Origin of the sequence: Streptomyces sp. NPDC048331, assembly GCF_043201215.1 — a bacterium.
Lineage (GTDB): Bacteria > Actinomycetota > Actinomycetes > Streptomycetales > Streptomycetaceae > Streptomyces.
Map to the genome: position 1 here is coordinate 1 of NZ_JBICYT010000087.1, position 7,558 is coordinate 7,558.

The 7,558-nt window shown below is 67.8% G+C and carries 6 protein-coding genes; all 6 read left to right on the forward strand.

The features are described from left to right. Positions 1 to 101 precede the first annotated feature (101 nt). Positions 102 to 1,529 carry a tyrosine-type recombinase/integrase gene (locus ACGFYY_RS42010; RefSeq protein WP_393717865.1) on the forward strand — a complete coding sequence of 476 codons (1,428 nt, stop codon included), beginning with the start codon at positions 102 to 104 and terminating at the stop codon, positions 1,527 to 1,529. Next, a complete protein-coding gene (locus ACGFYY_RS42015) occupies positions 1,529 to 3,253 on the forward strand; it encodes a hypothetical protein (protein WP_393717867.1) in 1,725 nt (574 codons plus the stop codon). Before ACGFYY_RS42010 ends, ACGFYY_RS42015 begins: the two co-directional genes overlap by 1 nt. Beyond that, the gene (locus ACGFYY_RS42020; protein WP_393717869.1) at positions 3,250 to 5,427 is read left to right on the forward strand and encodes an integrase; all 2,178 of its coding nucleotides are present in this window, start codon (positions 3,250 to 3,252) and stop codon (positions 5,425 to 5,427) included. The genes ACGFYY_RS42015 and ACGFYY_RS42020 overlap by 4 nt, the downstream gene beginning before the upstream one ends. Continuing rightward, on the forward strand, positions 5,417 to 5,845 hold the full coding sequence (locus ACGFYY_RS42025) for a hypothetical protein (RefSeq protein ID WP_393717871.1): 429 nt from the start codon (positions 5,417 to 5,419) through the stop codon (positions 5,843 to 5,845). Before ACGFYY_RS42020 ends, ACGFYY_RS42025 begins: the two co-directional genes overlap by 11 nt. Before the next feature lie 99 nt (positions 5,846 to 5,944). After that, positions 5,945 to 6,580 carry a hypothetical protein gene (locus tag ACGFYY_RS42030; protein ID WP_393717873.1) on the forward strand — a complete coding sequence of 212 codons (636 nt, stop codon included), beginning with the start codon at positions 5,945 to 5,947 and terminating at the stop codon, positions 6,578 to 6,580. A 77-nt stretch (positions 6,581 to 6,657) separates the two neighbouring features. Beyond that, positions 6,658 to 7,464: a hypothetical protein gene (locus tag ACGFYY_RS42035; RefSeq protein ID WP_393717875.1), complete on the forward strand. Its 807-nt coding sequence runs from the start codon at positions 6,658 to 6,660 to the stop codon at positions 7,462 to 7,464. Positions 7,465 to 7,558 lie beyond the last annotated feature (94 nt).

Consider the following 7,558-nt stretch of genomic DNA (forward strand, 5'->3'; position numbering starts at 1 on the left):
GTTAGCTCTGCGGTTTGAGTGTGTCTCGTGAGGGTGAAGTTCTGTCCCTCGTACGAGTGTTAGCTCTTGCTCTGTCTCGTGTCTCACTCCAGGTTCGTTCCGTGATCCTTCATTACTTCAGTTCTGTCGGGTGGGACCAGTGGGGCCTGTGCGACCGGCCGCTCATCCGTGAGGCCATGCCCGTCCTCATCGATAAGGACCTCCGTTTCGAGGATGCCGCGGGCCCGCGTCCGACGACGGTGATGAACCTGTGGCTCCGGGAGTTACCGATCAGCGGGGCGCCGTCGCCGAAGTCCTGGCGTACGTACGCCCAGGCGCTCAAGAGCTGGGCGGAGTTCCTCGATGCCCGGCGGATCCAGGTGTTCGCCGAGCGTCAGCAGCTGCGGACTGCGCTGTCGCTGTACGCCGAGTACCGGCTGTCGGGGCCGTTGGAGGTGCGGCTGAGCCCGGCGAGCTGGAATCTGGCGGTCAAGACGCTCTCGTCCTTCTACCAATGGGCGGCCGCCGAGGGGTTCGCGCCGACGGTGCCGTTCTCCTACGTCCGGCAGTCGGTGAGCCGCCCGGACGGAGTGCGCACGGAGGTCGCCAGAAATCTGGCGACGGTCCGTACGGGCAACGCGCACGCGACGCGGAAGTATCTGGAGCGGCCGTACGCGGACCTGCTGATGCACGCGTTGGCGGGCAACGACCCTGCGGGCGAGCGCGATCTCTCGTTCCGGGGTCGGGAGACCGGACGCAACGCGGCGGTGATCGGCTTGGCGTTGTCCAGCGGGCTGCGGTCGCAGGAGTTCACGCATCTGACGGTCTACGAAGTGCCGCCGCTGCCGCGCCGCCGCTCGGCGGTGCCGGTGCCGCTGGTGCTCGCGCCGCCGACGGCGAAGGGGAGAAAGGGCCGCTCGACGTGGATCGACTACGAGGCCCTGGCCCGGGTCCACGACTACATTGCCTGGGACCGGGCCGCGGTGGTGGAGGCATCCCACTGGCGGCCCCGTGATCTGCTGCTCATCGAGGCACCGACCCATGACGGCGCCCTCATCAATGGGACCCGTCGGCGCTGGCACTCCCTCACACCGTCGGAGCGGTTGCGGCTGGTGGCTCCCGGTGGGGGCAGCGCACTGCTGGCGGTCCAGTCCGGCGGGAAGCCGTTCATCGACTGGGCCACGGTCCTGCGCCGGACCGCGCGACGGATCCGGGACCGCTATGAGCCATCCTTCCCGCACGTTCATCCCCATGTCACCAGGCACACGTTCGCGATGGCCACCCTGGAGCGGCTGGTGCGCGGCTACTACCAACAGGCCGCCCAGCTGGCCGTGGACACCGGCAGCGATGACGCCCTGGCGCTCTACCTGACCAAGGCCGACCCGCTGCTGGTGCTGCGTGACCTGCTGGGACATGCCAGTGCCGCCACGACTCAGTCCTATCTGCATCTGCTCGACACCCAGCGGATCTACCGGGACGCCTACGCGGCCGCCGGAGGAGTCCAGGCCGTGGACGCCGGTGCGGTCGCCGAGTTCGAGGGCGAGATCTGATGCCTGCGGAGATCCAGCAGCCCTTGGCGGTGCTCTTCACCCTGCCGGACGACGTCACCCACGATGGGATCCTGCACGATCTGCCGAACCAGCGGCTGGCCGCTGACCTCGCCGCGGGGTTGGTGGCGGCCACGCATCCGCACGGACCGATCCGCACCCGCTCGGTGGCCAGGCAGTACATGACGACGATGCGCCGGATGGCGCGCGACCTCGATGCCCAAGGTTTCACGGGCGGCCTCGCCGCGCTGACCACGGCCATGCTGGTGCAGTACTGGCTGACCTGCGACTACCACCGTGAACGGCGCATCCGCGTGGTGCTGAACGCCTTCCAGGAAGCGGTCGGAGGACTGGATCCGGGCATCTGCCATCACCTGGCGGGTCGGCGGATCAACAAGGCCGAGAAGAGCCGGCCCAACCAGCCCTACAGCGACACCGAATGGCAGCGGCTCGGTGCAGCATGCACCGAGCAGATCACGGCAGCCCATCGTGCCCATCGGCAGGCACTGGAGGCAGCAGCGCGGGGTGCCGATCCGTCCGTCCACGGAGCCGCCTTCGAAAATCTTGCTTGGCTCTGGCTCAGCGCGGGCCCCACGGCGGCGAGAGCGGTCTGCGAGCGACTCGACACAGTGCACGCCGGTCTTGACCGAGCGCTGATCTCGGCGGTCGAACGGGCCCTGTTCCCGGTGACCGACACCGCATTTGCCTACCTCACGCTGTTCGCGATGCGCACGGGCATCGTTCCTGACGGCATCGACGGGCTGCGGCTCGACGACATCACGCGGACCTCGGCGAACACGGTCCTGCTCTCCTACAGGAAGGGGCGCACCGGAGGCGAGGCACTCAACTTGCACCGCGATGCCGTTCGGCTGCTGGATCGCTGGCTGGCGTACTCGGCGCCGTTGCGCGAGCACGCCGGCGGGTTGGCCGGGGACCTGTGGATCCACCTGGGCCGCGACGGCGGAGGCCGCGCAGCCGAACCGGGCAAGATCTTCGCCAAGCCCCGTACCCAGAGCCGACGCCGTGCCTGGATGGAGTCCTCCGGCGTCCTCAGCGATGACGGACAGCCGCTGGCCGTCCATGGCGGCCGGGTCAGGGCCACCCACCACCACCGCCGTGACCGCACGGCCTGGACCGGGCGCACGACGATCGACCCCAACCACAGCGCCCGCGTCGAGGGCGACCACTACCTCAGCTCCCACACCCCAGCCCAACTCGACGCCCTTGAGGGCGTCATCGAACAGGCCCAGGACGACGTGCGCCGCAAGGCCGCCCCGCCCATCGTGGTCAGCAGCGAGGACGCCGCCGCGTTCACCGCAGCCTTCCCCCGCCTGGTCGAGGATGCCGGCCTGGACGCGAAGACTGTCCAGGCCCTGCTCTCCGGTGAGCAGGACGTGTTCGTCGCCGCCTGCGCGAGCCCGCTGAACAGCCCGCATGCTCCGGCGGGAACCCTGTGTCCGGCCCGGCCGTGGGTGTGTCTGCTGTGTCCGCTGGCGGCGTTCGCGCCCCGCCACCTGCCCAACCTGCTCCTCCTCAAGGAGTACTTCTCCCAGCAGGCCCGGGGAATGACTACCGCACAGTTCGTCCGGATCTTTGGTCCGTACGCGGCCCGGCTCGATGAGGACATTCTGCCCCGGTTCGGCCCGGCCGCCATCGACGCCGCCACCCGGCAGAGAGTCGGTGCCGTCAGCGACCTGCCCTTGCATCTGGAGGAACGACCCCTGTGACCACGGCCCATGCCACTATCCCGGTTCTCGCCGGACGGCATCCCTTCCATGGTCTGCCGGTCATCGAGACCGCCGGTCTGCGCCGGAAGCCCGGCAGTCCCCGCCCCGTCTTCGACCAGGACGTATGGGACCTGACCGGCCTGGCCGACGCCCCTGTGGTGATGAGCACACACCGCAAGATCCTGGACTTCACCGCCATCGCCAACCCCCGATGGCGGCACGTCGCACGCGAGTACCTGATGGCGCGACTTGCCCCGCTGCATCCGGCCGTGGCGACCCTCCCACAAGCATTCCGTGCCCCGTTGAACCCGAGCTCGCTCTGGCACGAACTCAAGCACCTGGCGCTCTGGTTCAACCACCTCACCACCGTCGGCGTCTCGTCGCTGACGCAGGTCCGCCAGCACCACTGCGACGCCTACCTCGCCGCCGTCTCCCGCAGCACCACAGATCCTGACCGGCTGCTGTCGCCCGCGACTACGGTGGCGATGGCGCGCATCCCGCAGTTCCTGACCCGCTATGCGGAGATCCTCAGCGACGGCTACCGACCCGACTTCACCCCGTGGCCTGACCGTAGTGCGGACGAGGTCACCGGATACGTACGCGGCAACGAGAACCGGGTGCCGCCGGTGCCGGACACACTGCTGCGGCCTCTGCTGGCGAACTGCCTGTACTTGGTGGAGACGATCGGCCCCTCGCTGACGGCCGAGGCCGCCGCGGCCCGCGCCGCCGACCATCACGAAGCCGCATCGCGGCGGGGCCTGCTGGTCCGCGAGATCGACAGCCTGCGCGATGCCGTCGAGCGTCGGCGCGAGGCTGGAATCCCTGCCTCGCAGGCCTTCGGTGCAACTATCACCCAGCGGTTGAAGAGTGGGTGGGACCCGGACGATCCGCTCCTGCACATGTCTTGGCACCCGTTCGTCGTCGAGACCGCGAGCGCCATGGGCCACCGCCGGGACCTGGAACGGCTCCGCCCGGAGCTAGAACGATGGGTCGCCGAATGCGGCCTGCAGCAACCCTGGTGCCGCAATGCGGCGCTGGTGCCCCGGCACAATGACGGCGAACTCATGTCCTGGGCCGCGCCGATGGCCAGACATCAGCTGGACACCACCGTCTATGCCGTCACCTCGGCGGCCTACCTCCTCACCTCGGCCCTGTCCGGAATGCGCGCCTCGGAGCTGGCGGAGCTGACAAGCGGGTGCCGAAGGCATGAACAGCGACCCGGAGGCGGCACCCGTTACCGCCTGGTCTCCCGTCGCATCAAGGGCGAGGCGTTTGGCGGGGCCGAGGATGCATGGGTAGTCATCGAGGACGTCCACCGGGCCATCGGCACCGCTGAAGCCCTCACCGGCGCCGCCCCAGGCCAGCGACTGTTCGCCAAGGCGTCCAACAACAGCAACAGCCGCTACACAGCGCTGCGTTCATGGGTGAACGGCGAGCACGGCCAACGGCTTGGGCTAGAGCCCATCCCCGAGGGACCGGTCAACCCCCGCGCCCTGCGGCGCACGCTCGCGATGTCCCTCGCCCAGCGCCCGCACGGCCTGATGGCCACGAAACTGCACCTCAAGCATCTCAGCGTCGCCACGGCCGAGGGCTATGCCGCCCGCCCTGGCGGGCACCAGGCCGCCTTCGCCGCCGAGGTCGCCGCCGAGGAAGAAGCCGAACACCTGCGGCTGACCGTCGCCGCCTATGAGGACTACCAGCGCGGCGTCCTGCCCAGCGGCAAGGGCGCCCGCGAACTCATCGCGGCCTTCAAGACCGTCGACCAGGCCCTGGAGCGGCACGACGCGGGACCGGTCACTGTCATCGACGACCGGCGCGTCGAGCGTGTCTTGAAAGTGAAGGCGAAGACCCTGCATCTCGGAGTCGGCAACTACTGCTGGTTCTCCGATCCGGGCAAGGCATTGTGCCTGAAACTCGCCGGCACCCCGAATGCCGCCGAGCCCCTGATGGGGTTGTGCGACTCAGCCCGCTGCCCGCAGGCCACCCACCACCCCCAGCACCGGCAGATCTGGGCGGACCACGCCGACAACACCCAGGCCGTCTTCCTCGGCAACCCCAGACTCTCCAAGCCCGAACGGGCCCGAGCCAAGGCCGCGTTCGACCGCGCCACTCGCGTCGTCGCCGAGATCGACGCTGCCGCACACGCAGACGAGGAACTCGTTCATGACGCATGACCACCAAGCGGAACCTGAGGCCAGGATCCGGACCGCGATGCAGCAACTCCTCGCCGGTTCCGTCCCCGACGGCCTGAAGTGCGACGTCAAGAGCCTGTGCACCCTCGCGGGAGTACCGCGGGCGACGCTCTACCGCACCTACCCGCATCTCAAAGCGGAGTTCGACCGTCAGCGGACTGCTGCCCAGGCAGCCGGACAGCAATCTGATCCACGACTGGCACAGATCGAACGACTCAAGGCCGAGGTCGCGACTCTGCGTGAACGCCTCAGCAGGAAGAACGCGGAGCTCACCGCCTTGAAAGAGTTCCAGGCCACGGCCCTGTCCCGCCTCGCAGCCCAGCACAACGAGATCACCAGACTGCGGATGGATTTGGAGTCCACCCCGCAGGCCGAGGTCCGGACTTTCCCGACCCGATAACCCGTGGGCAGCGGAATGAACGTGTTGCGTGACAGCCGCCCCGCCGCCAGTTGACCGCCGCTACGGTGACACCCGGTATCACATGGGCGAGGAGAGAGCGTGGACGCAGGAGTCGCAACCGCAGTTGCCGGTGCCGTCATCAGCGCGGGAGCGGCTGGGATCGCGGTATGGCAGACCCGGATCGCGAAGCGGCAAGCGCAGTTCGCCGAGGATTCCGCTTCCTCGGCGCAGCGCCAGGCAACTGCGGCCGAGGAACAGGTGGAGATCATGCGGAGGCAGTTGGCCGGAGAGGAAGCCGATCGCCTCGAGGCACGCCGTCCACACTTCAAGGTCGAGCCGGGGCACGTGAGCTGGGAGGACGTGAACTTCCCTCGGGGCGAGCTAGTCATCAAACAGGACGATGGTGTCGCGCTGAGCAGCGTCGTGGTCACCCCGTCCGGCAGCTACGTTCTCGGGCTGCGAGGTGAGCGCACCCACGGCGAGTACGACGAGGGGTACGCCCGGGTGCAGAGCCTCGATCTCGGCAGCATGTCGGACGGCGCGGATGCCAAGCTCTACATCGACTTGGAGTACCGGCACGTCACACCCCTACGGGTCGAGCTGGAGCTGAAGTGCTCGGCGCGCGAAGGGGGGCACATATGGACGGAGCACCTGGTCACAACGCTCGACCGTCGCCCCGAGCCGCCACGGACGCTCGGCCCGCGTGAAGGAAGGCGGCTTGGACGCAGTGGCTGAACTGTGGGGATCTATCCCGGTGGCTGTGGTTCTCTGACCGTGGCACAGAGTCCGGGGCCGGTGGAGGATGGTGGACTGTGAGCGGCGAGCCGATCTGGGACGAGTGGGCGCATCGGGTCTATCTGACCTGGCTCGCGAAAGAAATCCGATACGCGCAGGTGGCACTGGCCGAGGTATACGCGCAGGCGAGCCTGACACCACCGCCTCCGGGGACCTGGATCTCGCTGGAGACCTTCCTCATGTTCACCGCCAAGGTCTCCAAGATGCTCTTGCCCCTCTTGACCGACAAACCGAGGACGAACAAAGGGCAGACTCAAGAAGGCTGGGAGTGGCGCCAAAAACGGGGCAGCTACTTGCGTGACCTGCTCGACGTCGATGACACATCACCCGTCCTGGACCGGAAGGTTCGAGACGCCAGCGAGCATTTCGACGAGCGCCTGGACGAGTGGGTCGCCCATCAGCCTCGTCCCAGTGCCGGCCAATTGGAGACAGGCGACCTACCGGCCTTCCCCTTGGTGCCGATGCGACAAGTTGATCAGGAATCGTGGGTCGTCGAGGTCGCCGGAGAGAAACTCGACCTGAAGGTCATTCAGATCGAGCTACGACGGATTCTGGCTCGGGCGAGTGAGTTGGAGCCGCTGGTCACCGTGGATGATCCCGGCCTGGCAACACTGCTGGCCGGACTTCCACCGTTCCCGCCGGAACTTCGGCTGGATGCGCCGACCCGTCGTCCAGGCGAGGATGTGCGCACCGCGATCGACCACCAGACCGCCGCAGCACGCCAGGAAGAGTTCGACGAGACGATCGTCGCGCGGGGTGCTGATGCTCCCTCTCCTGTTCAAAAGGAGGATGAGAAAGGACCAAACGCACCCAAGAGCGAATGAGACACGGCCCCTGACCGGGAGACCGACATCACCAGACGAGTGATCCGATCAAGAGCGGGACACTCTCTCGCGGACACGTCTCATGCCCGACTAT

Coding starts and splice junctions, on each gene's coding strand:
- ACGFYY_RS42015 (WP_393717867.1), top strand. CDS start 1,529: ATGCCTGCGGAGATCCAGCAGCCCTTGGCGGTGCTCTTCACCCTGCCG.
- ACGFYY_RS42025 (WP_393717871.1), top strand. CDS start 5,417: ATGACGCATGACCACCAAGCGGAACCTGAGGCCAGGATCCGGACCGCG.